The sequence below is a fragment of the Aeromonas aquatilis genome (assembly GCF_054052405.1).
This window is the reverse complement of record NZ_JBSTYP010000001.1, coordinates 136,965-157,945: the sequence shown is the minus strand read 5'-3', so window position 1 is coordinate 157,945 and position 20,981 is coordinate 136,965. Positions and strand designations below refer to the sequence as shown.

Below are 20,981 nucleotides of genomic sequence, written 5' to 3'. Positions count from 1 at the left end.
GCGTCATTGGCTACTGCCGCCCCTCGAAAAGGAAGGGCATGCTGGCCAAACGTGAATATCGCTACGATGCGCAGCAAGACTGCTACCACTGTCCGCAAAACGAAATCTTGCGCTACCAGACCACCAACAGAGAGGGTTACCGGCTGTATGCCAGCGACCCGGACAAGTGCCGGGAATGCCCGCTACGCGCGCAATGCACGCGCAGTAAAAAGGGCATCAAGCAATTAAGCCGGCATGTCTGGCAGGAAGACCGGGAACGGATAGCCCAGAACCGGCTGAGCGAAGTGGGCAAACAGATTTACAAGGGACGGCAAGAGACGGTGGAGCGCAGTTTTGCGGATGCGAAACAGCATCACGGGCACCGGTATGCGCGTTATCGGGGGCTGGGCAAAGTGCAGATGCAAGGACTGCTGGCCGCCGCGTGTCAGAACATGAAGAAGATAGCGTTGGTGCAGAGCAGGAAGGGGAGTAAGGGCCCGAATTCGCCCACACCTTCACCAGAGGGGCTTTTTGGGGCGATAGCGCGGTCTCTGATGCCTTTTTCGTGGCGAAGATGGCCAATATGGCGGCTTGTCAGTCAGTGAGTGGCCCCCTGGTGCCGAGCTAAAAAAGAACCCCCTCTTTGAAAAAGAGGGGGTTCTTCAGCAATCTGAGGCGCCATCAGGCGCCTTTTTCTTACTTGCAGGTTTCGTCGGGACGTTTACTTGCCCGCGACTGAGAGGCCACCAAAACGGATCTGCGGGGCGTAGAAGCCCTTGCCGTCGTTGTGGTGCAGAGTATCGCCGACCGCTTCCAGCTCGCCCAGCAGGCGATAGAAGTTGCCTGCTACCGTGATGCCGCGCACCGGTTGCAGGCGAACTCCATCGTGACAGAGAAACCCTGATGCGCCAAAGGAGAAGTCGCCGCTCACCGCATCGGCACCGGAGTGCAGGCCGTCCAGCTTGACCAGCTCCAGATAGTCGCCGCTCTGCACCTCCGCTTCACAGTGAGGGCCCGCGCCAAACACCAGATGGCGAGCAGTCACATCGAGGGCGCTGCGGGCGCCGCGGGAGGCCGAGCCGTTGCTGGCGACGCCAAAGTGGCGGGCTGTGGCGCTGTTGTGGAGCAGGGTTTTCAGCTCACCGTCGCCAATCAGCAGCAGATCCGAGCTGGCCGCCCCCTCACCATCAAATGCCTTGATGTTCATGCCGCCCGGCATGTAGACCCGGCTCTCCAGAGTGAGCCAGCGTGACGCCACGCTTTGGCCGACCTTGCTGCGCCAGGGGTTGATCCCCTGCTGGGCCCACTTGCCCGACAGCACCCCCTGAAAGCAGCCAAACAGGCTGGCGAAGCAGTTGGTGCTGAAGATGACGCTGTAGCGACCGCTCGGCACTGTTTCACCGGGCAGCAGGCCATCGGCGATGGCGTAGATCTGCTCGATCAGGGCCTGGCTATCCAGCTCGTCGAAGCGACGGCCATACTGCCCCTGCGAGTGCATCGACTGGCGGCCATCCCGTTCCACCAGCGCCGAGGTGTAGCAGCCGACGCTGAACTCGCCGTGCTGGCAAAGGGTACCCTGACTGTTGGCGAGCCAGAGCTGGCTCCCCCCTTCAAAGAAGCTGTTGTAGGGGGCGCCGCTCACATCGGGCATGGCCAGCATGTCAGATTCGAGGCGCAGGGCCAGGGCGATCTTCTCCTCAACCGGCGTGGTATCGGGCTGGTTGATCTCGGCGCAATCTGTGGTGATCCGGCTATTGGCCACCGAGATGCGCTGATCCGGATCCACCTTGGCAAAGCGGCTGGCATCGAGGGCATCTTGCAGCATGGCATCCAGCGCCAGCTCATCGAGGGATTCCGAGTAGGCGATGCCGACCCGACCCTCTTTGATCAGGCGAATGCCGAGCTGCTGGCTGCTGGTGACCTTGTATTCACCCAGCTCGCCCTTGTCTGCCTTGAGGGAGAAGGCCTTCTCCTGATTGGCGATGATGTCTGCCTCGGCGCCGAGGTCGGCCACTTTATTCAGCAGGCGGGTGAGCAGTTGATTCATGTCGATGGTGCTCATCAGGCGTTCCCCCCGATCAGCATAAGGTCCACTTTCAGGAGCTTAAGGGTGTCATTCATCAGGAATTACCTCCCACCAGGATATTGTCCACTTTCAGCGCCGGCTGGCCCACCGAAGTGGGGACCGAGCCCGAGACCGAGCCGCACATGCCGGCGGCCAGCGCCAGATTGCGGCCCACCATGGAGATCTCTTTCAGCACCTGCGGGCCGGTGCCGATCAGGGTGGCCGACTTGAGCGGTTTGGTTACCTTGCCGTGCTCGATGAGGTAGGCCTCCTGCACGTTGAAGTTGAACTCGCCGGTGCCGGGCTGTACCGAGCCGCCCCCCATCTTCTTGGCATAGATGCCGTGTTCGACGGTGGCCAGCATGTCGTCGAGGCTATGGTTGCCTGGTTCGATATAGGTGTTGCGCATGCGTGAAGTGGGGGCGTACTTGTAGGATTCGCGCCGCCCGGAGCCGGTGCGGGCGTAGCCCGTTTTGAGGGCGCCCATTCTGTCCACCAGAAAGCCGGTCAGAACGCCGTCCTTGATGAGCTGGGTATGCTGGGTCGCCATTCCCTCGTCATCGACGTTGATGGAGCCCCAGGCGTTGCCTTGCAGTCCCTCGTCCACCGCATTGACCACCGGATTAGCGATAAGCTGGCCCATCTTGTCGTGGAACACCGAGGCCTTTTTGGCCACCGAGGTGGTCTCCAGCAGATGGCCGCACGCCTCGTGGAAGATGACGCCGCCAAAGCCGTTCTCCATGATGACCGGCAGGGTGCCGCTCGGGCAGGGGGCAGCCCCCAGTTTCACCAGTGCCTGACGGGTGGCGGTGAGGGCTAGCTCGCGCGGATCGATGCGATCGGCATGCTCCCAGCCCATCAGGGCGCCGGGGGCCTCGTAACCGACGCTCTGCTCGCTCCCTTCCATGGCGATGGTCTGGGCCATGATGCGGTTGTAGTGGCGGCGATCGGCGACTTGCAGCCCTTCGCTGTTGAAGATCTCCACCTCCTGCTCCCAGCCCAGCACGTTGCCGGAGAACTGGCTCACCTTGTCGCTCTCGGCGCGGGCCGCCGCATCCATGGCGTGCAGATAGGCGATCTTCTGCTCCAGCAGCTTGTCTGCCGACAGAGGCAGCGCGACCGGGTTGCGATCACTCAGGCGGGTGAAATCGAAGGCGGTGGCGGTCACCACAGGGTCGCGGCGGTCTTTGGCCACCAGCAGGGTGACGATGCGCAGCAGCTCGTCGCGGCTGGCTTGGTTGGTGTAGCCGTAGAGCACCTTGTGGCCGTAACAGAGGCGCACACCGATGCCGAAATCGAGGCCACCGCTGATGTTCTCTATCTGGCTGGAGAGCAGGCTGAGCTGGCTGCGACGCTTGCGCTCGACAAACAGCTCGGCGAAATCGGCACCCAGCGCCAGCGCGTGATCGAGCACGTCACGGGCAATGGCGGGGGCCAACAGGGAGAATGGAGTCATAGAATATCCTTTTCTGGTCTGTCCGTTTGCTTCCGACATCCGGCTCTGATTGTTATGGGATGTCGAGTCCATTGTTGCAGACCAGCACAAAAAAGTCGCTATAGCGTCATGCGATGATACCGATTGAGAAAATCGGTGCGATAACTGCGCCCGGGCGGCCACATCCACGGGGGAGTGGCCGCCTTGAGATGAGTGAGAAAGATCAGAGCAGGGCGTGGATTTCGCTCAGGATCTGCTCGACCCACTGCTCGATGCGCGGATCGGTCTGGTCATATTGATTGGCATCGTCCAGCGCCAGCCCGACGAAGTGACGGCCATCGTCGATCAGTGCCTTGGAGGCATCGAATTCGTACCCTTCGTTGGGCCAGTAGCCCACCAGCTTGAGCCCTTTTGGCACCAGCTGATCGTGCAGCATGCCGAGGGCGTCCTGGAACCATTCGCCATAACCGAGCTGATCGCCGAGGCCAAACAGGGCCACGATGCGTCCCTCTAGGTGGAGATCGGCGATATCTTCCCAGCTGGACTCCCAGTCCTCCTGCAGTTCGCCAAAATCCCAGGTGGAGATACCGAGGATCAGGATCTCGTAATCCTCCATCCGGCGCAGGGAGACATCCTTGATATTGTGAATATCCACCAGCTCGGGGCCGATGAGGGCGCGGATCTTCTCGGCAGCCATCTCGGTGTAGCAGGTGGTGGAACCGTAAAACAGACCAATCTTCATCGCTCTTCTCTCTGTTGGCGCTTTCTCGCTTGCTTTTGGCGCGTTCTCGCATGCTCGTGTGGGCTGCGCCATGTTGGCAACACGATGGGTAACGTAAGGGGAGGGCGCCAGTCTAGCAGATTGCCATTCGGCCTTCACCGCCCGGCAAGGGGCGTGGCAAACGAGCCTTATCTTTCCAATGAAAGTGCCTTGTCTTTCCAAGGAGTTGGCGCGTTACAATGGGCCATCTTTCCCCTGATTGCAGCGCACCATGAGCAAGCCCGACCCCCATCCCCTGATTGAACCCTTTCTCGACGCCCTCTGGCTGGAGCGGGGATTGTCTGACAACACGGTCAGCTCCTATCGCAGCGATCTGGAAAAGTTCTGCCTCTGGCTCGACGAGCAGGGAAGCTCGCTGCTGCTGGCGGGGATGGACGAGATCCAGCACTACCTCGCCTGGCGGGTCGATCACCAGTTTGCGGCCAGCAGCACCGCCCGCTTTCTGTCGGCCCTGCGCCGTTTTTACCAGTATCTCAACCGCGAGAAGCTGCGCAGCGATGATCCGACCGTGCTGCTGGAGGGGCCCAAGCTGCCGAAAAAACTCCCCTCCGATTTAAGCGAAACTGAGGTGGATGCGTTGCTGAGTGCGCCGCTGGTGGATGACCCGCTGGAGCTGCGGGACAAGGCGATGCTGGAGCTGCTCTACGCTACCGGGCTGCGGGTCTCCGAGTTGGTGGGGCTCACCGCCGAGCATGTCAGTCTGCGTCAGGGGCTGGTGCGTGTGGTGGGCAAGGGCAACAAGGAGCGGTTGGTGCCAATGGGCGAGGAGGCGATGCACTGGCTGGAGCGTTACTACCGGGAGGCCCGTACCCTGCTGCTGGGGGGGGCCAGCTCGGATGTGGTGTTTCCCTCCAAGCAGGCCCGTATGATGACTCGCCAGACCTTCTGGCATCGCATCAAACTCTATGCCCTGCGGGCCGGGATCAACGGCGAGCTATCCCCTCACACTTTGCGCCACGCCTTTGCTACCCATCTGCTCAATCACGGCGCCGACCTGCGAGTGGTACAGATGCTGCTGGGCCACGCGGATCTCTCCACCACCCAGATCTACACCCATGTGGCCAACGAGCGACTCAAGGCGCTGCACGGTGAGCACCATCCAAGAGCCTGATCGTTATACTTCCCAAAACAAAAAACCGCCAGCAGGCGGTTTTTTTGGCATTACACGACAGGAAGTGGCGTTTATTTCTCCTGCCGGGATTTCAGCAGATCACGGATCTCGGTCAGCAGCTCCTGATCCTTGGTCGGGCCTGCCGGTGCGGCGGCTTCCTCTTCCTGCTTCTTCTTGAGGGTGTTGATGGCCTTCAGTCCCATGAAGATGGCAAAAGAAATGATCAGAAAGTCGATGATGGTCTGGATGAACTTGCCGTAGGCGATGACCACGGCAGGGGTGTTGCCTTCGGCGGCCTTCAGGGTGACCGCCAGGTCGCTGAAGTCCACGCCGCCCAGGATCAGGCCGATGGGCGGCATGATCACGTCACCGACAAAAGAGGAGACAATTTTGCCGAAGGCGGCACCGATGATGATACCGACGGCCATGTCGATGACGTTGCCGCGGGCGGCAAAGGCTTTGAACTCTTGAATCAGACTCATTATTTCCTCCGAAATTAAACAAGATAGCGCGTTGATGCCCCTTGCCAAAGGGCGAACTCTTGTCAGGAAAAACAGAGGCGAAGCCGCGTTATTCCTGTCGTCCTGACTAGCTTGCGGGCGTTATGAGTCCTTGGCAATCGGAGGTAATCATTTTTTTGGTACAAAGTGATATTAATTTTTTGATAAGTAGTTGGTTGAATGATGAGCGGTGCTGCTGTAGTTTGCTGGGTCGATTCATTCATACCACGTGAGTAAACAAGTGAAGTATTTACTACTGGGAATGATGCTTTTGTGCACATGTGCTGCCAGAGCGGGGATGGATACCCAAGCCTTGAAACAGACCATCACGGCCCGGCTGGGGGTCCCCGTCTATCTGGTTGAACCGACCCCGATTGCGGGGTTGTATATGCTGGGGACCTCGCAGGGGGTGCTCTACAGCGATGCCAAGGGGGATTATGTGGTGCAGGGGGTCATGCTGGATATGACCCGTGATATGAAGAACCTGACCATCTCGGGCATGCGTGAGCAGCGCCGACTTGGTCTGGCTCAGGTGGCTCATGCCCCTATCGTGCTCAAGGCCCGGAATGAGCGTCACCGGGTCGCACTGTTTCTCGGCGAGCAGGACGCCAAGCGCCGTCAGCTCTCCGGCACCTTGCAACACCTGCAGGCATCCGGGGTGAGCGTAGAGCTCTATCCGGTGATTGAGCACGCCGAACGGGCCGCCGACTGGTGCAGCGATCCCCTGCTGCAAAATGATCCGTTAAAAGCCTATTTGCCTCAAACGGCATGTAGTGAGACCCTTATCCAAAATATTGGCCTGAGCCAATGGTTGGGGGTCAAGGTACTGCCTGCCTGGGTCTCCTATCAAGGGGATCTGGTGCGCGGGTATCAGAGCCCTGAACAGCTGCTCAAGATACTGGAATACAAAGATGTCTCTGCAAATCCGTCGCCGTCCCAGAGTTGATGATTCTCATCTGCCTGCTACGTTGCACCCGCTGCTTCGTCAAATCTTCGTCAGCCGAGGTGTAGCCGATCCCGCCCTGCTGGAGCGCAGTGCCAGCCAGCTGTTGCCACCCCAGCGCCTGTTTGGTATGGCGCAGGCGGTGCCGCTGCTGGCGGATGCTCTGATTGCGAACAAACGGATCCTTGTCGTCGGCGACTTTGATTGCGATGGTGCCACCAGCTCGGCACTGTGTGTGCTGGCGCTGCGCGCCATGGGGGGGCGCCATGTCGATTTTCTGGTGCCAAACCGCTTTGAGTTTGGCTACGGCCTCACCCCGGAGATCGTCGAGTTGGCGGTAGCCCGTGGCGCCGAGTTTCTGATCACGGTGGATAACGGCATCTCCAGCATCGCTGGCGTGGCGGCGGCCAAGGCGGCTGGCATGCAGGTACTGGTTACCGATCACCATTTGCCGGGTCAGGAGCTGCCTGATGCAGATGCTATCGTCAACCCGAACCAGCGCGGCTGCGATTTCCCCTCCAAGTCGCTGGCCGGGGTGGGGGTGGCTTTTTACCTGATGGCGGCCCTCAACACCCATCTGCGTCAGCTCGGCTGGTACGAACGGCAAGGGTTGCGCGCCCCCAATGTGGCGGATTACCTCGATTTGGTGGCCCTCGGCACGGTCGCCGACGTGGTGGCGCTCGATGGCAACAACCGCATTCTGGTCCATCAGGGCTTGCAGCGGATCCGGGCCGGGCGCTGTCGCCCCGGCATTCAGGCGCTGGTGGATGTGTCGGGCCGCGATGGTCGCCGCCTCACCGCCGCCGACCTCGGTTTTGCACTGGGGCCACGCCTCAATGCGGTAGGGCGCCTCGATGACATGTCCCTCGGGGTCGCCTGTCTGCTCTGCGATGATCTCAATCTGGCGCGCCAGCTTGCGGCCGAGATGGACAGCCTCAATCAGGAGCGCAAGGAGATCGAGCAGGGGATGCAGCAGGAGGCGCTCGCTACGCTGGAGCAGGTCCGGTTTCGCGATGGCGAAGTGCCCTCCGGCATAGTGCTGCACCGCAACGAGTGGCATCAGGGGGTGGTGGGGCTGGTGGCCTCCAAGGTGAAGGAGAAGTACTACCGCCCGGTCATCGCGTTTGCCGAGAGCAGCGAGACTGAGCTCAAGGGCTCCGGCCGCTCTATCCCCGGCGTGCATCTGCGCGATGCGCTGGAACTGCTCGATACCCGCCATCCCGGTCTGATGGGCAAGTTTGGCGGCCACGCCATGGCGGCGGGGCTGACCCTGCCCAAGACCAATATCGAGGCGTTCGGTCGGGCCTTTGAGGCGGTCATCAGCGAGCTGGTGACCCCCGAGCTTTTGACCGGTATGTTGCTCACCGATGGCGAGCTGCTGCCGGACGAGCTCACTCTCGAGCTGGCGGAGCTTATTCGCGCCTCCGGCCCCTGGGGTCAGGCCTTCCCCGAGCCACTGTTTGACGGCGAATTCGTGCTGGTGCAGCAGCGGCTGGTGGGGGAGAAGCACCTCAAGATGATGCTGACAACTGATTCCGGTCACGTGGTGGATGCCATCGCCTTTGGCGTCGATCTCAAGCGCTGGCCCGATGCCTCGGTGAAGCGGGTGCGGCTTGTCTACCGGCTTGACGTCAATGAGTGGCGCGGCAACCGCAGTGTGCAACTGCTGGTGGAGCATCTGGAGGCGGCCGGTCTCTAGTCTGATAGGGGGATAGTAGCGGTCACCCTATGGTGGCCGTTTTGTCGTGGTTCGGTGTGTGGCGCTCTCGTTCATAAGTGTTAGTCTTTTATCTTTTAATATGCAAAATTATTGGTTTTAAGTATTGAAATTTGTTTGTTTTTATTATTTAAAATTCAAATAAAGTTCAGATTGTGATACGTTCATCTTCTTGAATCCTGTTATCGGAACGGAACTGAACACTTTGCCGACCTCTGGCCGACTAACGACCTGGGCAATGGCCTTCGCCATTGCCAGCCTGTTGTGGCTTGCTGCTTTTGCTGCGGCAGGGATCACGACAACCACTTATCAGGCGTCGGTTGGGCAGGGGATGGCGATGCAGTTGCATGAGTCATCCGATCCGGGACTGGCCAACAGTGCCAGCCTCCCCCCAGCCTCTCAGTGGCGATTCGGCTTCGAACAGGGGCGGCGGCTGGAAGGGGACACTCATTCCGGTCGCTATCAGATGCTGCGGGCCTGGTTCCAGCACGATATCCTCGGTCTGCTCAGTGGCCTGCTGTCCTTTGTGCCGCTGATCTATGTCAGACAAGCTTGTGGCCACGTTGGCTATCTGCATAAACGGCAACTCTGCGGCCACCATCTGCAATTTCGCTTCTGTCACGGCGACTAGCTCACCCGGCTGGCGGACGCTCATCCACGTTTTCACACTGCTTTTAACGCTCCCGATTGACTGACGGGGCAGGCTGACACCTGCTGCCTGCGCTCTATCGTCCGGTGTTGCGTCTGCGCTTTCTGTTGTTTCGTCCATGCTGCTGGCCATTGGCCAGAGGCAGACTTTCTCTTTGCGCAAACACCTGGTGAGCACACCTATGGACTACTACCTCAACCTGTTTATTCACTCAATCTTTGTCGAAAACCTCGCCCTGGCCTTCTTTCTGGGGATGTGTACTTTTCTGGCCGTCTCGAAGAATATCAACACCGCCTTTGGCCTTGGCATGACGATCCTGGTGGTGATGGTGATCGCCATTCCCCTCAACAACTTGATTTACCGCCATATCTTGCGGGCAGGCAGTACCTTTTTCGGGGAATTCGATCTGGGATTTCTCGATTACATCATCTACATCGGGGTGTTGGCGGCGCTGGTGCAGGTGATGGAGATGGTGCTCGACAAGTACGTTCCGGCGCTCTATCAGGCGCTCGGCATCTATCTGCCGCTGTTGACGGTGCACTGCGCCATCTTCGGCGGGGTGATGTTTATGGCGCAGCGGGATTACGATTTTGTCGAGTCACTGGTCTACAGCGCTGGCTCGGGGCTTGGCTGGCTGCTGGCCATTGTCGCCATGGCCGGACTGCGCCAGAAGCTGAAGTACGCCGATGTCCCCGAGGGGCTGCGGGGCATCGGTATCACCTTTATCGTGGCAGGGCTGATGTCCCTCGGCTTTATGTCCTTCTCCGGCATATCGCTATGAGGGGATGACAAAAAACGAGGCGCCTGCGGGCGCCTCGTTGTTTATCAGGGATTGCGGATGGCCATTACAGCTCGCGGGCCCAGGGGTGAGCCTTGGGGCGCAGCGCCAGCGCCAGACCCAGCAGTAGTACGGTCAGACCGTAGAGGGGCCAGCTGCCAAAGCGCATATAGGGGGTCTCGCCGTGGGCGGGACGCACCTCGCTGCGCAGCACACCCGCTTCAAACTGCGGGATCTGGCCGATGATGCTGCCATCAGTCTCGGTGACGATAGTGATGCCGGTGTTGGTGTCGCGCAGCAGCGGACGAGCCAGCTCCAGCGCGCGCATCCGGGCGATCTCCATATGTTGCCAGGGGCCGATACTGGTGCCGAACCAGGCGTCATTGGAAACGGTCAGCAGGAAGTCGGTATCGGCATTGACGTTGCGGCGCACCTCCTCCGGGAAGATGATCTCGTAGCAGATGGCGGCGGCGAATTTGAGCCCCTTGGCGATCAGATTTGGCTGCACTGCGTCGCCTCGGCTGAAAGAGGACATCGGCAGGTTGAAGAAGGGGGCGATGGGGCGCAGCAGATCTTCAAACGGCACGAACTCGCCGATGGGCAGCAGGTGGTACTTGTTGTAGCGGTTGGAGTGGTTGTAGAAGTAGGACTCCTTGCCATCCGCATCCTGCACCCCCATGCCGAGCACGGTATTGTAGAAACGCTGTTGCTGCTCGTCGTAGTGGATGATCCCCGCCAGCAGGCCGGTATCGTTCACCTTCATCGCCTTGTCCAGATTCTCCAGATAGGGGCCCATAGCCTTCTCGATGGCCGGGATCGCCGACTCCGGCCAGATGATGATGTCGGCATCCTGATTCTCGCGGCTCAAGTCCTGATAGGTGCGCACAGTGGGGGCCAGCGCCTCCGGATCCCACTTGAGGGACTGGGCGATATTGCCCTGCACCAGTGCCACCTTGACCGGCTCGCCACGGGTCACCCAGTTGAGCTGCATCAGACCGTGGGCACCGGCCACCAGCAGGGCGGGCACCGCCAGCCAGAGCGGGGAGCGTGACTTCCACACCAACCAGATGGCGGAAGCGGAGAACAACAGCGCCAGCGTGATGCCCTGCACCCCGAGAATGGGGGCGAAGCCCTTGAGGGGGCCGTCGATCTGGCTGTAGCCAAACCAGAGCCAGGGGAAGCCGGTCATCACCCAGCCGCGCAGCCAGTCAGCCACCAACCACAGGGCCGGGAAGGCGAGCAGCCAGCGGCTCCAGTGACGGCCGCCAAAGAAGCGGGCAAAGATCCAGCAGGCGAGCGTCGGGTAGAGGGCCAGATAGGCGGAGAGCCCGGCCAGCAGCACAAAGGCGACCGGCAGCGGGATGCCACCAAACTCGGTCATGCTGACGTGGATCCACCACAGCCCCGGCAAAAAGAGTCCCATGGCGTAGCCAAAACCCCGCCAGGCAGCCTGTTTCGGCGTGGCTTTGTCCAGCAGGGCGTAGAGGCCAAGCAGGGAGGGGATCACCAGCGGCCAGTAGCCGAAGGGGGAGAAGGCCAGCACGGCGATGGCGCCAGAGGCCAGCGCGCTAAGGCTCAACAGAATTCTTGATGTTACGGGAGATGATTTCACGGGCGATGGTGCTCGTCTTGGTGTGCAACTGGGGTCGAATGGCCGGTATCTTAACCTGTAAGCGTGGCAACGGCGAGCCTCGATGCCGGTGGCAGAGAGCACAACGCCCCGAGGTCGGGGCGTTGTTTCACACATCGAGCGGATCTGCTTATTGCGGCTCGGATTGCGCCGCCGCGTGGTGCTCGGGGATCTTCACCTGCAGTTGCTGCAGACGGCGCCGGTCGGCATGCATCACCTTGAACAGGTAGCCATCCAGCTCGATCTCCTCGCCCTTCTTTGGCAGGTGGCTGAAGGCGTGCATCACCAGACCGCCCACCGTATCCACCTCTTCATCGCTGAATTTGGTGCCAAAGAAGTCGTTGAAATCCTCGATCTCGGTCAGGGCGCTGATGGAGAAGACCCGCTTGCTGAGGCGGCGGATTTCGTCCGGTTCATCCTCGATGTCGTCAAACTCGTCGTCGATCTCGCCAACGATCAGTTCCAGTATGTCTTCGATGGTCACCAGACCGGAGACGCCACCAAATTCGTCGACCACGATGGCCATATGGTAGCGCTCTTCACGGAACTCCTTGAGCAGACGGTCAACCCGTTTGCTTTCCGGCACGATCACCGTGGGGCGCAAGATTTTCTCGAGTTGCAGCGGCTCGCTGGCGTGATGGCCGCCAAACCCGAAGGGGAGCAGATCCTTGGCGAGCAGAATGCCCTCCACATGATCCTTGTCTTCGTTGATCACCGGGAAGCGGGAGTGGCCGGACTCGATGATCACCGGCAGGATTGCGTCCACCGGTTGGGACTTCTCGATGGTCACCATCTGGGAGCGGGGGATCATGATATCGCGCACGCGAAGATCGGCGATCTCCAGCACCCCCTCGATCATGTCCTTGGTGTCCTGATCGATGAGGTCGCGCTCTTCGGCATCGGCTATCACGTCTACCAAATCATTGCGGTCTTTTGGCTCGCCCTGGAAGAGTTGGCTGAGTTTGTCGAGCCAGGTTTTCTTCGGCGAGCCGGTACTAGGGTGATCGTCGGTCATTTTCTCTCTTGGTTACTCGTATGAACACACTTGAAATAGTTCGGGTTATATAAGGATGGCCATCTGCTGTTTCAAGACGATGACCATCCGGTTCTTTACTCTTCGTCGTTCAGATAAGGATCGGCAAAACCGAGCTCCTGCATGATGTCGCGCTCAAGCGCTTCCATCTCTTCGGCTTCCTCATCCTCGATATGGTCATAACCTAGCAGATGCAGACTGCCGTGCACAACCATGTGGGCCCAGTGGGCCATCAGGGGCTTGCCCTGCTCCTGTGCCTCGCGCTCTACCACCTGACGGCAGATCACCAGATCGCCGAGCAGCGGTAGCTCCAGACCGGGCGGCGCCTCGAACGGGAAGGAGAGCACGTTGGTGGGCTTGTTCTTGCCGCGATAGGTGAGGTTGAGCTCGTTGCTCTCCGCCTCGTCGACGATACGCACCGTCACTTCTGCCTCCTGCTGGAAGCCGAGAATGGTGCCGTCGAGCCAGCCTTGCAGCTGGGCTTGGGTGGGCAGGCCGTCAGTGCTGGCACTGGCCAGCTGCAGATCCAGGGTTACGCTCATTGCTCGCTCTCTTTACCAGAATGGGGTGCTGCTTTTTCAGCCGCCTGTTTGGCATCGAATGCCTCGTAGGCCTGCACGATGCGGGCCACCACGGGGTGGCGCACCACGTCTTTGGACTCGAAGAAGTTGAACGACAGACCATCGACCCCTGGCAGCACTTCCAGCGCGTGGCGAAGGCCGGATTTGGCGTTGCGCGGCAGGTCTACCTGGGTGATGTCGCCGGTGACCACCGCCTTGGAGTTGAAGCCGATCCGGGTGAGGAACATCTTCATCTGCTCGGTGGTGGTGTTCTGGGCCTCATCGAGAATGATAAAGGCGTCATTGAGGGTTCTTCCGCGCATATAGGCGAGCGGCGCCACCTCGATGATGTTGCGCTCCATCAGCTTCTCGACCCGCTCAAAACCCAGCATCTCGAACAGGGCGTCGTAGAGCGGGCGCAGGTAGGGATCGACCTTCTGGGAGAGATCGCCGGGCAGGAAGCCCAGCTTCTCGCCTGCTTCCACCGCCGGACGGGTCAGCAGAATGCGGCGGATCTCCTGACGCTCCAGCGCATCCACTGCCGCGGCGACCGCCAGATAGGTCTTGCCGGTACCGGCCGGGCCGATGCCGAAGCAGATGTCGTGGCGCACGATATTGGCGATGTACTGGGCCTGATTGGGGCTGCGTGGCTTGATGAGACCGCGCTTGGTCTTGACCGTCACCTCCTTGCCATAGGGGATGCTCGGCGCCGGTTCGTCATCCTGCTCCAGCACCCGCGACTCCTGAATGGCCAGATGGACCATGTCGGGAGTGATGTCGGTCACCTTGCCACCCTTGAGGGGCTGGGTTTCCACATAGAGGTGTTTGAGGATGACGGCGGCGGCATCCAGCTGGGCCGGCTTGCCCACCAGCTGGAAGTGGCTGTCACGGTAGCTGATCTCGACGCCGAGGCGGCGCTCCAGCTGCTTGATATTGTCATCGAAGGGGCCGCACAGGCTGGCAAGGCGCTGGTTGTCGGCGGGCTCCAGATGCAGATTCAGGGTCGAGATGTGTCGGCTCAAAATATCCTCGTCTCAAGGCGCTCCCCATCCGCCGGGCGAATGGGGAGGAGGGGATTAATGGGGAGTGAAGGCGGCAACGCCCAGTTCGTCCGGCACATTGTCGGGACGACGGGCCAGAATGTCGCTCGGGGCGGTGGCGATCCGCAGGTTCATCTCGCTCTCGCCGCGGATGAACTTGCCGCGCAGGGAGTTGGGGCGCACCTCGGTGATCTCCACGTCGGCAAAGCCGCCGATCAGGGTGTGCTGGCCTTCGAAGTTGACCACCCGATTGTTCTCGGTGCGACCACACAGCTGCATCGGGTCGAGCTTGGAGGGCCCTTCCACCAGGATGCGCTGGGTGGTGCCCAGCATGGCACGGCCAATCTGCATCGCCTGGTTGTTGATGACGTGCTGCAGGCGGGCCAGACGGGCTTTCTTCACTTCCATGTCGACATCGTCGGGCATGTCGGCGGCCGGGGTGCCCGGGCGCGGACTGAAGATGAAGCTGAAGCTCATGTCGAAACCCACATCCTCGATCAGCTTCATGGTCGCTTCAAAGTCTTCGTCCGTTTCATTCGGGAAGCCAACGATGAAGTCGGAGCTGATGGTGATGTCGGGACGGGCGGCACGCAGGCGACGGATCTTGGATTTGTACTCCAGGATGGTGTGCGGGCGCTTCATCATGGTCAGAATACGGTCGGAGCCACTCTGCACCGGCAGGTGCAGGAAGCTGACCACTTCCGGGGTGTCTTTGTAGACTTCGATGATGTCGTCGGTGAACTCGATCGGGTGGCTGGTGGTGTAGCGAATGCGATCGATACCGTCGATGGCGGCCACCAGACGCAGCAACTCGGCGAAGGTGCAGATGCCGCCATCAAAGGTCGGACCGCGGTAGGCATTGACATTCTGGCCGAGCAGGTTCACTTCGCGCACGCCCTGCTGGGCGAGCTGGGCGATTTCGTAGAGCACGTCGTCCAGCGGTCGGCTCACCTCTTCACCGCGGGTGTAGGGCACCACGCAGTAAGTACAGTATTTGGAGCACCCTTCCATGATGGAGACGAACGCGGTGGCCCCTTCGGCGCGCGGTTCGGGCAGGCTGTCGAATTTTTCGATCTCGGGGAAGGCGATATCAACCTGGGCACCACGGCCCTCCTGCACTTCCTTGATCATGGCGGGCAGGCGATGCAGGGTCTGCGGGCCGAACACGATATCCACATAGGGAGCGCGCTGGCGAATCGCATCGCCCTCCTGAGAGGCAACGCAGCCACCCACGCCGATCACCAGACCGGGCTTGTTGGCCTTGAGCTTTTTCCAGCGTCCCAGCTGGTGGAACACCTTCTCCTGCGCTTTTTCGCGGATGGAGCAGGTATTCAGCAGCAAGACATCTGCCTCTTCGGGCTCCTCGGTAAGGGTGTAGCCATTGCTGGCATCCAACAGGTCGGCCATTTTGGACGAGTCATACTCGTTCATCTGGCAACCCCAGGTTTTAATGTGAAGTTTCTTGCTCATTGCTTCTCTTGACTTGTGTTGAAATCGGCATGGTCAAAGGACCGCGCATTTTACTCCGCAATCTGGATACTGCCTAGCTAATATCCAGCTGGCAATGGTGCTCACCCGATACCTGTTGCCAGCAAGCTCAATAAGCTTTCTCCTTGATTTGACGCAGCAATTCCCCGTTTGTCTCACTGTTTATCAGCCGCCCTTGCGCTATCATGCAGCCATCCGGTTCACGTCCGGGCGCTGTCGCCGGACGCACCCTTTCAGGAATAAATGTATGGAACAGTGTGATATCGCCATCGTCGGCGCTGGCATGGTGGGCGCCGCCACCGCCTGTCTGCTGGCGGCTCAGGGTCTCTCGGTGCGGGTCATCGAGACCCAACTGCCGGCGCATTACGCGCCGGAGCAGCCGCTGGATCTGCGGGTCTCCGCCATCAGTCAGGCCTCGGTGGCGCTGCTGGAGCAGGCCGGTGCCTGGCACCATCTGCAGCAGATGCGGCTCTGCCCCTACCGCCGACTGGAGACCTGGGAGCTGGACGGTTTTGCCACCCGCTTCAATGCCGCCGATCTTGGCCTGCCCCAGCTCGGCTACATCATCGAAAACCGGGTGGTGCAGCTCGCCCTGCTCAAGCGGATGGAGGATTTTCCCACCATCCAGACCCACACCCCGGCGGCGGTGACCAGCCTGCGCCAGAGTGCGGATGAAGCTGTGCTGACTCTGGACGACGGCACCGAGCTGGCCGCGCGCTGGGTGCTGGCCTGCGACGGTGCCGAATCCCACACCCGCAAGCTGGCGGGTATCGGCGTATCGCGCTTCGAGTACCGCCAGCACTGCATGCTGATCAATATCGACACCGACTTTGCGCAGGAAGATATCACCTGGCAGCAGTTCACCCCGAGCGGCCCGCGCGCCTTCCTGCCGCTGCCGGGCCAGCACGGCTCTCTGGTGTGGTATGACAGCCCGGCCCGGATCCGGGCGCTGGCGGCCATGAGCAACGAAGGGCTTGCCGCCGAGGTGCGCCACCACTTCCCGAATCGGCTCGGCGGATTTACCGTCACCGGCAAAGGGAGTTTCCCGCTGGTGCGTCGCCACGCCAACGACTATCACGTCGGTCGGGTGGTGCTGCTTGGCGATGCTGCCCACACCATCAATCCGCTGGCGGGGCAGGGGGTCAACCTTGGCTTCAAGGATGTGGCCTGCTGGACTGATCTGCTGCAAGGCGCTGGCGCCGACTGGCATCAGCTGGCGCTGGCCGAGCGTTACGAGCGGCGCCGTCGTCCCGACAACCTGTTGATGCAGTCGGGGATGGATCTCTTCTACGGGGTGTTCAGCAACGAGATTGGTCCCCTCAAGCTGGCCCGCAATCTGGCCCTCAATCTGGCGGACAAAGCGGGCCCGCTCAAGGAGATGGCGCTGCGCTATGCACTGGGGCTGGTTTGACAGGTAGAAACCAGGTAACACGGGCTGAATGCGCGAAGGAGCAAAGGTGATGAACAGGGCACTGCTGGTGATCGATTTTATCAACGATATTGCCCATCCCGACGGGCGCATTGCCGCCTCCGCAGCCCACGTGGTGGAGCAGGATGCCATTGCGCATGCCAATCAGGCGCTGGCCCATGCCCGCACCCATGGCTGGCTGGTGGTGCTGATCAAGGTGGGCTTTGACGGCTGCTATCAGATGCAACCCAAGGGCTCCCCCATGTTTGGTCGGGCTCACCAGTTGGGGGCGCTGTCGCTTAGCGACCCAGGCACCGACTTTCACCCGGATCTGGATGTGCAACCCGGTGATCTGGTGCTGACCAAGCCCAGAGTGAGCCCCTTCTATGGCACGGCGCTGGAGCCTGCGCTGCGGGCCAACCACATCGACCACCTCTATCTGTGCGGGGTGAGCACTAGCTGGGCCATTCAGGCGGCAGCGCGGGATGGTCACGATCGCGACTACGCCATCACCATTCTGGATGATGCCTGCGCCGCCGCAGATGCCACCGAGCATCACACCTCGCTGCGGATGCTGGGTCGCATCGCCGAGATCATCAAGGTGTCCCAGCTGGCTTGATCCTTAACGCAGGTTGCGCCCGATCACCGTGTTGAGATTGACTCTGCGGCTCCCTGTCGGGCCGCAGCGCTTTTGGGCAACATGATTGTCAGGCAAGATAGTGCTCACATGGATAACAACAAGGATGGACAGATGCGTTATCAGGGACGGATCGCGAGCTGGAACGAGGCGCGCGGCTTTGGATTTATTACGCCGGAGCAAAATGGCGCCGAGCAGACAACCAATGGGTCACGCAGTGCAGGGCTGTTTGTGCATGTTACGGCGCTGCAATCAGATGGCCGCGTGCCAGAGCCGGGGGAGCGTGTCACCTATCTGATCGGCAGTGGTCAGGATGGCAAGCCAAGGGCGTTGCAGGTCTTTTTCCCCGATCGCCCGCTCACGTTGGCGGATGCCGTGCCGTCGTCCGCAATATCAGCCACAAGGTCAGCCGCACCATCAGCGGCGCCATCGTTTCGGGCGGCAAGTCAGCCGCCACGACCCACCTCGACCAGAGAGCGAAGTAACCCCTATCGACGTCGCAAGAGCAGCTGGAGTGGCAAACTGATCCCCCTGCTGGTGCTCGTCGGCCTCTTTTCCATCTATTCCCGTTTCTCGGCCGAGTCGATGGCGCCATTGTCGGTCTCCTCTTTCAATCAGGAGGAGGTCAGCACAACACAGGCAACGACCTTTATTCGTCAGTGTGATGGTCGGCAGCATTGCTCCCAGATGACCTCCTGCGAGGAGGCAACCTGGTTTTTACAAAACTGCCCTGGTACCAAGATGGATGGGGAAGGAGATGGCATCCCCTGCGAAAATCTGTGGTGTGGTCATTAAATGTGACTGATCAGATACATATGCTCATGATGTGCTCTTGTTATCCGGAACAGGGAAACTGGCCTGAAACCTTGCCGGATAGTGTTCGATGGTGAAATTTGGTCTCAGTTGGCTAAGTGGGAATGGGGTGCTTTACTCTATCTGCTGACTTAATTGTTAATAGATGGCGGTATGCCACTTTTGCCACAGGATGGCCACCATGGCGGATGATATACAGAAGCGGCAGAGCCACTTCGCCGAGCGAGCCCATCATCTGGCTGCGCTGCTGGATTCGCTGGAAGACCAGATATCGGTGATAGATCGGGATGGCGTGATCCATTACACCAATCTCGCCTGGGATCTGTTTGCCGAGCAGAACGGCATGCCCAGGGGATATAACTGGATTGGGGTCAATTACATGGGGGCTTGTGGCGATGAATCTGAGCCCTCTGGATTGGCTGCCGTTGAGGGGATCCTCCGGGTTATCCGTCATCAGCAGGAGAAGTTCTATCTGGAATACCCCTGCCACAGCCCCGACACCCAGCGCTGGTTTATGATGCGTGTAGCGCCGGTCCCCGGTCTTGATGCCGAATATTTTTCCATCGCCCATATCAATATCACCGAGCGCAAGCTGCTGGAGCTGGAAGTAGAAAGCCTCTCCCTCCACGATCCTTTGACCGGACTGGCTAATCGGCGGCTGTTCAATAGTTTTTTGCATAACGAGTGGCGGCGCAGCATGCGGGAACATACCCCGCTCTCCCTCATCATGCTGGATCTGGATAACTTCAAGGCGTGCAATGACCATCTTGGTCATCAGATGGGGGATGGCTCGCTCCAGCTGGTGGGCCATCTTCTGCAATCTTTCTGCCAGCGGATTGCGGAGGAGATCCGCCAGGCCATCAACGATCTCGACATCGTGGTGGCAAATAATATTCAGCTTAGCGCCAGCATTGGCATTGCCACCTACACCGCAGATCAACCGCTGGAGGGGGAAGGGGCGTTGCTGGCTGCGGCCGATGCGGCACTTTATTGCGCCAAGGGGGCGGGTAAAAACCGTAGCCACTGCGCCAGCTGTTGAGCAGCATTGCCGCTTTTGTCCTGCATGCGCCCCCTTGATGGGGCGCACTGTTTTGGCTGGCCAGGGTGCTAGCCACCAGCAAGCGTTGGCATCAGCGCTCGGGCGTGGCCGACACCGACAGGGGATGGCTGGCGATCACCTGCCTGACGAAGTGATCCCGGATGGGGTCGGCAAAGTCCGGATTCCATACCATGCTGATCTCCCACTCGGAGCTGGGACCAGAGAGGGGATAGAGGGTGACATCGGGCCCTGCGATAAAGCTGACGCTGCGTGGCAGGATAGCGTTGCCTATGCCCGCCGCGACCAGCGCCACCAGTGTCTGGATATCCTCGGCCTCCTGGACCATGCCGGTCAGCCGATTGGCGCCGAGAAAACCGGCGATCTGCTGGCTGAGCCCGGGGCAGCGGTGGCCCACCATCTGCAACAGGGGTTGACTGGTCAGTGCCTGTTGGACGTCGAATGCGGCCGGGTCTGGTTCGGTCATTCGTGTCGGCACCGCCAGCACCAGCCGGTCGATCAGCAGTCTGTGCTCCTGCAACTGGGGCGTCTGAGGTCTGCGCATAAAGCCAAGCTGCAACTGGCCGGAGAGCAGCTGTTCCTGCTGGATGGCGGAGGGCATATCCTGCAGATGGACCATCACGTCCGTGACTTGCTGCTTGAAGCGGGCCACCAGCGTAGGGGCCAGTGCGAAACTCGACAGACCGAAGCCAATTTTGAGTCGACCGGCCACGCCGCTCGCCACCGCCAGCGCATGGCTTTCGAACTCCCGACCGTGCTCGACCAGCGCACTCGCCTGAGTGAGTAGCTGGGCACCGAGCGCTGTCAGCTCGGCGCCGTGGCGGCCCCGTTTGAACAGGGTGCAGCCCAGCGTCTGCTCCAGCCCCTGGATCTGCTTGGTGAGGGCCGGCTGGGTGATAAAGAGGCGGCTGGCCGCTTCCCGGTAGTTGGCGGTGTCGGCCAGCGTCACAAACGCCTGCAGTTGCCTCAAGTCAAATTTCATTCCAATTGGTTATCCAAAGTGGTGATTTATTGATTATAAATTATCTAATCGCCTTGTTCTAATGGCTCGGCAAGGGGGGGATCGCCCTCCTCTGAACCGGAACAAGGAGCCATATCATGTCTACTCAACGTTATCTTTTTTTGATCAAGGGCACGCTGGTGCTGGCCCAGCCATTGGCGGCCCCGGAGACGGGGGAGCTGCTCGCCAGCCTGCTGCAACAGGGTTTTGTGGTCGGCCCCTTGCAAGTGTGGGCAGGCAGTACCGAGCAGGCGCTGGCCTGTTATGAGCGTGCCGCCCAGCAGCAGGCCTTTGCCGATGCACTCTCTGGCTCTCTGCCCGAGCTGGCCGGAGTGCCTGTATGAGTGCCTGTATGAG

Annotated in this window: 21 protein-coding genes; 11 read left to right on the top strand and 10 right to left on the bottom strand. The window is 60.3% G+C overall.

The annotated features are described in order from the left end of the window. Positions 1–584 (top strand): transposase (locus ACW5W8_RS00785; protein ID WP_498625964.1); only part of this gene is annotated, 584 nt, incomplete at its 5' end. Positions 585–700: 116 nt separating this feature from the next. Here ACW5W8_RS00785 and ACW5W8_RS00780 read toward each other — a convergent pair. From ACW5W8_RS00780 to fldB, 3 genes are all read right to left on the bottom strand, one after another. After that, positions 701–2,041, bottom strand: coding sequence for a TldD/PmbA family protein (locus tag ACW5W8_RS00780; protein WP_498625963.1), 1,341 nt, complete (start codon positions 2,039–2,041; stop codon positions 701–703). Between the two features lie 58 nt (positions 2,042–2,099). Next, positions 2,100–3,500: a TldD/PmbA family protein gene (locus ACW5W8_RS00775; RefSeq protein ID WP_498625961.1), complete on the bottom strand. Its 1,401-nt coding sequence runs from the start codon at positions 3,498–3,500 to the stop codon at positions 2,100–2,102. A 202-nt stretch (positions 3,501–3,702) separates the two neighbouring features. After that, complete coding sequence (gene fldB / locus ACW5W8_RS00770; protein WP_498625960.1) at positions 3,703–4,221, bottom strand: flavodoxin FldB; 519 nt, start codon at positions 4,219–4,221, stop codon at positions 3,703–3,705. Between the two features lie 250 nt (positions 4,222–4,471). On the opposite strand from fldB, the gene xerD reads away from it, so the two are divergent. Further along, positions 4,472–5,371, top strand: coding sequence for a site-specific tyrosine recombinase XerD (gene xerD / locus ACW5W8_RS00765; protein ID WP_498625959.1), 900 nt, complete (start codon positions 4,472–4,474; stop codon positions 5,369–5,371). Positions 5,372–5,442: 71 nt separating this feature from the next. Here the strand turns inward: xerD and mscL are convergent, their stop codons facing one another. Further along, positions 5,443–5,853 carry a large-conductance mechanosensitive channel protein MscL gene (gene mscL / locus ACW5W8_RS00760; protein WP_498625958.1) on the bottom strand — a complete coding sequence of 137 codons (411 nt, stop codon included), beginning with the start codon at positions 5,851–5,853 and terminating at the stop codon, positions 5,443–5,445. Positions 5,854–6,169: 316 nt separating this feature from the next. On the opposite strand from mscL, the gene ACW5W8_RS00755 reads away from it, so the two are divergent. From ACW5W8_RS00755 to nqrE, 4 genes are all read left to right on the top strand, one after another. Further along, on the top strand, positions 6,170–6,817 hold the full coding sequence (locus ACW5W8_RS00755; protein WP_498625957.1) for a disulfide isomerase DsbC N-terminal domain-containing protein: 648 nt from the start codon (positions 6,170–6,172) through the stop codon (positions 6,815–6,817). Next, on the top strand, positions 6,783–8,513 hold the full coding sequence (recJ, locus tag ACW5W8_RS00750) for a single-stranded-DNA-specific exonuclease RecJ (protein ID WP_498625956.1): 1,731 nt from the start codon (positions 6,783–6,785) through the stop codon (positions 8,511–8,513). The genes ACW5W8_RS00755 and recJ overlap by 35 nt, the downstream gene beginning before the upstream one ends. Before the next feature lie 256 nt (positions 8,514–8,769). Next, a complete protein-coding gene (locus ACW5W8_RS00745) occupies positions 8,770–9,162 on the top strand; it encodes a hypothetical protein (protein ID WP_498625955.1) in 393 nt (130 codons plus the stop codon). A 199-nt stretch (positions 9,163–9,361) separates the two neighbouring features. Next, positions 9,362–9,961 (top strand): NADH:ubiquinone reductase (Na(+)-transporting) subunit E, encoded by a 600-nt coding sequence (nqrE, locus tag ACW5W8_RS00740; RefSeq protein WP_043822505.1) that lies wholly within the window; start codon positions 9,362–9,364, stop codon positions 9,959–9,961. A gap of 64 nt (positions 9,962–10,025) precedes the next feature. Here the strand turns inward: nqrE and lnt are convergent, their stop codons facing one another. The 5 genes from lnt to miaB form a co-directional block, all read right to left on the bottom strand. Next, positions 10,026–11,570 (bottom strand): apolipoprotein N-acyltransferase, encoded by a 1,545-nt coding sequence (lnt, locus tag ACW5W8_RS00735; protein WP_498625954.1) that lies wholly within the window; start codon positions 11,568–11,570, stop codon positions 10,026–10,028. Positions 11,571–11,718: 148 nt separating this feature from the next. Then, positions 11,719–12,603, bottom strand: coding sequence for a CNNM family magnesium/cobalt transport protein CorC (gene corC / locus ACW5W8_RS00730; protein ID WP_005354092.1), 885 nt, complete (start codon positions 12,601–12,603; stop codon positions 11,719–11,721). Between the two features lie 95 nt (positions 12,604–12,698). Beyond that, positions 12,699–13,163 carry an rRNA maturation RNase YbeY gene (gene ybeY, locus ACW5W8_RS00725; protein ID WP_498625952.1) on the bottom strand — a complete coding sequence of 155 codons (465 nt, stop codon included), beginning with the start codon at positions 13,161–13,163 and terminating at the stop codon, positions 12,699–12,701. After that, positions 13,160–14,203, bottom strand: coding sequence for a PhoH family protein (locus ACW5W8_RS00720; RefSeq protein WP_201946311.1), 1,044 nt, complete (start codon positions 14,201–14,203; stop codon positions 13,160–13,162). Before ACW5W8_RS00720 ends, ybeY begins: the two co-directional genes overlap by 4 nt. Before the next feature lie 54 nt (positions 14,204–14,257). Further along, positions 14,258–15,691: a tRNA (N6-isopentenyl adenosine(37)-C2)-methylthiotransferase MiaB gene (miaB, locus tag ACW5W8_RS00715; RefSeq protein ID WP_139494107.1), complete on the bottom strand. Its 1,434-nt coding sequence runs from the start codon at positions 15,689–15,691 to the stop codon at positions 14,258–14,260. Between the two features lie 265 nt (positions 15,692–15,956). Between miaB and ACW5W8_RS00710 the strand changes: the two genes are divergently transcribed. The 4 genes from ACW5W8_RS00710 (at position 15,957) to ACW5W8_RS00695 (ending at position 19,606) form a co-directional block, all read left to right on the top strand. Next, entirely contained in the window at positions 15,957–17,120 is a 1,164-nt protein-coding gene (locus ACW5W8_RS00710; RefSeq protein ID WP_498625950.1) for an FAD-dependent oxidoreductase, read from the top strand. A gap of 49 nt (positions 17,121–17,169) precedes the next feature. Beyond that, positions 17,170–17,736 carry a cysteine hydrolase family protein gene (locus ACW5W8_RS00705; protein WP_498625948.1) on the top strand — a complete coding sequence of 189 codons (567 nt, stop codon included), beginning with the start codon at positions 17,170–17,172 and terminating at the stop codon, positions 17,734–17,736. Positions 17,737–17,868: 132 nt separating this feature from the next. Next, positions 17,869–18,549, top strand: coding sequence for an excalibur calcium-binding domain-containing protein (locus ACW5W8_RS00700; RefSeq protein ID WP_498625973.1), 681 nt, complete (start codon positions 17,869–17,871; stop codon positions 18,547–18,549). Positions 18,550–18,748: 199 nt separating this feature from the next. Then, a complete protein-coding gene (locus tag ACW5W8_RS00695) occupies positions 18,749–19,606 on the top strand; it encodes a sensor domain-containing diguanylate cyclase (protein WP_498625947.1) in 858 nt (285 codons plus the stop codon). 91 nt (positions 19,607–19,697) lie between these two features. Here ACW5W8_RS00695 and ACW5W8_RS00690 read toward each other — a convergent pair whose 3' ends face one another. Then, positions 19,698–20,606, bottom strand: a complete 909-nt coding sequence (locus tag ACW5W8_RS00690; RefSeq protein ID WP_498625946.1) for a LysR family transcriptional regulator — start codon at positions 20,604–20,606, stop codon at positions 19,698–19,700. A 116-nt stretch (positions 20,607–20,722) separates the two neighbouring features. On the opposite strand from ACW5W8_RS00690, the gene ACW5W8_RS00685 reads away from it, so the two are divergent. Further along, positions 20,723–20,968: a hypothetical protein gene (locus tag ACW5W8_RS00685; protein WP_064340815.1), complete on the top strand. Its 246-nt coding sequence runs from the start codon at positions 20,723–20,725 to the stop codon at positions 20,966–20,968. Positions 20,969–20,981: the final 13 nt, after the last annotated feature.

Bases quoted from the DNA above. Each gene is read 5' to 3' on its own strand.
- ACW5W8_RS00780 (WP_498625963.1), bottom strand. From the start codon at position 2,041: ATGAGCACCATCGACATGAATCAACTGCTCACCCGCCTGCTGAATAAA.
- ACW5W8_RS00775 (WP_498625961.1), bottom strand. From the start codon at position 3,500: ATGACTCCATTCTCCCTGTTGGCCCCCGCCATTGCCCGTGACGTGCTC.
- fldB (WP_498625960.1), bottom strand. From the start codon at position 4,221: ATGAAGATTGGTCTGTTTTACGGTTCCACCACCTGCTACACCGAGATG.
- xerD (WP_498625959.1), top strand. From the start codon at position 4,472: ATGAGCAAGCCCGACCCCCATCCCCTGATTGAACCCTTTCTCGACGCC.
- mscL (WP_498625958.1), bottom strand. From the start codon at position 5,853: ATGAGTCTGATTCAAGAGTTCAAAGCCTTTGCCGCCCGCGGCAACGTC.
- ACW5W8_RS00755 (WP_498625957.1), top strand. From the start codon at position 6,170: ATGGATACCCAAGCCTTGAAACAGACCATCACGGCCCGGCTGGGGGTC.
- recJ (WP_498625956.1), top strand. From the start codon at position 6,783: ATGTCTCTGCAAATCCGTCGCCGTCCCAGAGTTGATGATTCTCATCTG.
- ACW5W8_RS00745 (WP_498625955.1), top strand. From the start codon at position 8,770: ATGGCCTTCGCCATTGCCAGCCTGTTGTGGCTTGCTGCTTTTGCTGCG.
- nqrE (WP_043822505.1), top strand. From the start codon at position 9,362: ATGGACTACTACCTCAACCTGTTTATTCACTCAATCTTTGTCGAAAAC.
- corC (WP_005354092.1), bottom strand. From the start codon at position 12,603: ATGACCGACGATCACCCTAGTACCGGCTCGCCGAAGAAAACCTGGCTC.
- ybeY (WP_498625952.1), bottom strand. From the start codon at position 13,163: ATGAGCGTAACCCTGGATCTGCAGCTGGCCAGTGCCAGCACTGACGGC.
- miaB (WP_139494107.1), bottom strand. From the start codon at position 15,691: ATGAGCAAGAAACTTCACATTAAAACCTGGGGTTGCCAGATGAACGAG.
- ACW5W8_RS00710 (WP_498625950.1), top strand. From the start codon at position 15,957: ATGGAACAGTGTGATATCGCCATCGTCGGCGCTGGCATGGTGGGCGCC.
- ACW5W8_RS00705 (WP_498625948.1), top strand. From the start codon at position 17,170: ATGAACAGGGCACTGCTGGTGATCGATTTTATCAACGATATTGCCCAT.
- ACW5W8_RS00700 (WP_498625973.1), top strand. From the start codon at position 17,869: ATGCGTTATCAGGGACGGATCGCGAGCTGGAACGAGGCGCGCGGCTTT.
- ACW5W8_RS00695 (WP_498625947.1), top strand. From the start codon at position 18,749: ATGGCGGATGATATACAGAAGCGGCAGAGCCACTTCGCCGAGCGAGCC.
- ACW5W8_RS00690 (WP_498625946.1), bottom strand. From the start codon at position 20,606: ATGAAATTTGACTTGAGGCAACTGCAGGCGTTTGTGACGCTGGCCGAC.
- ACW5W8_RS00685 (WP_064340815.1), top strand. From the start codon at position 20,723: ATGTCTACTCAACGTTATCTTTTTTTGATCAAGGGCACGCTGGTGCTG.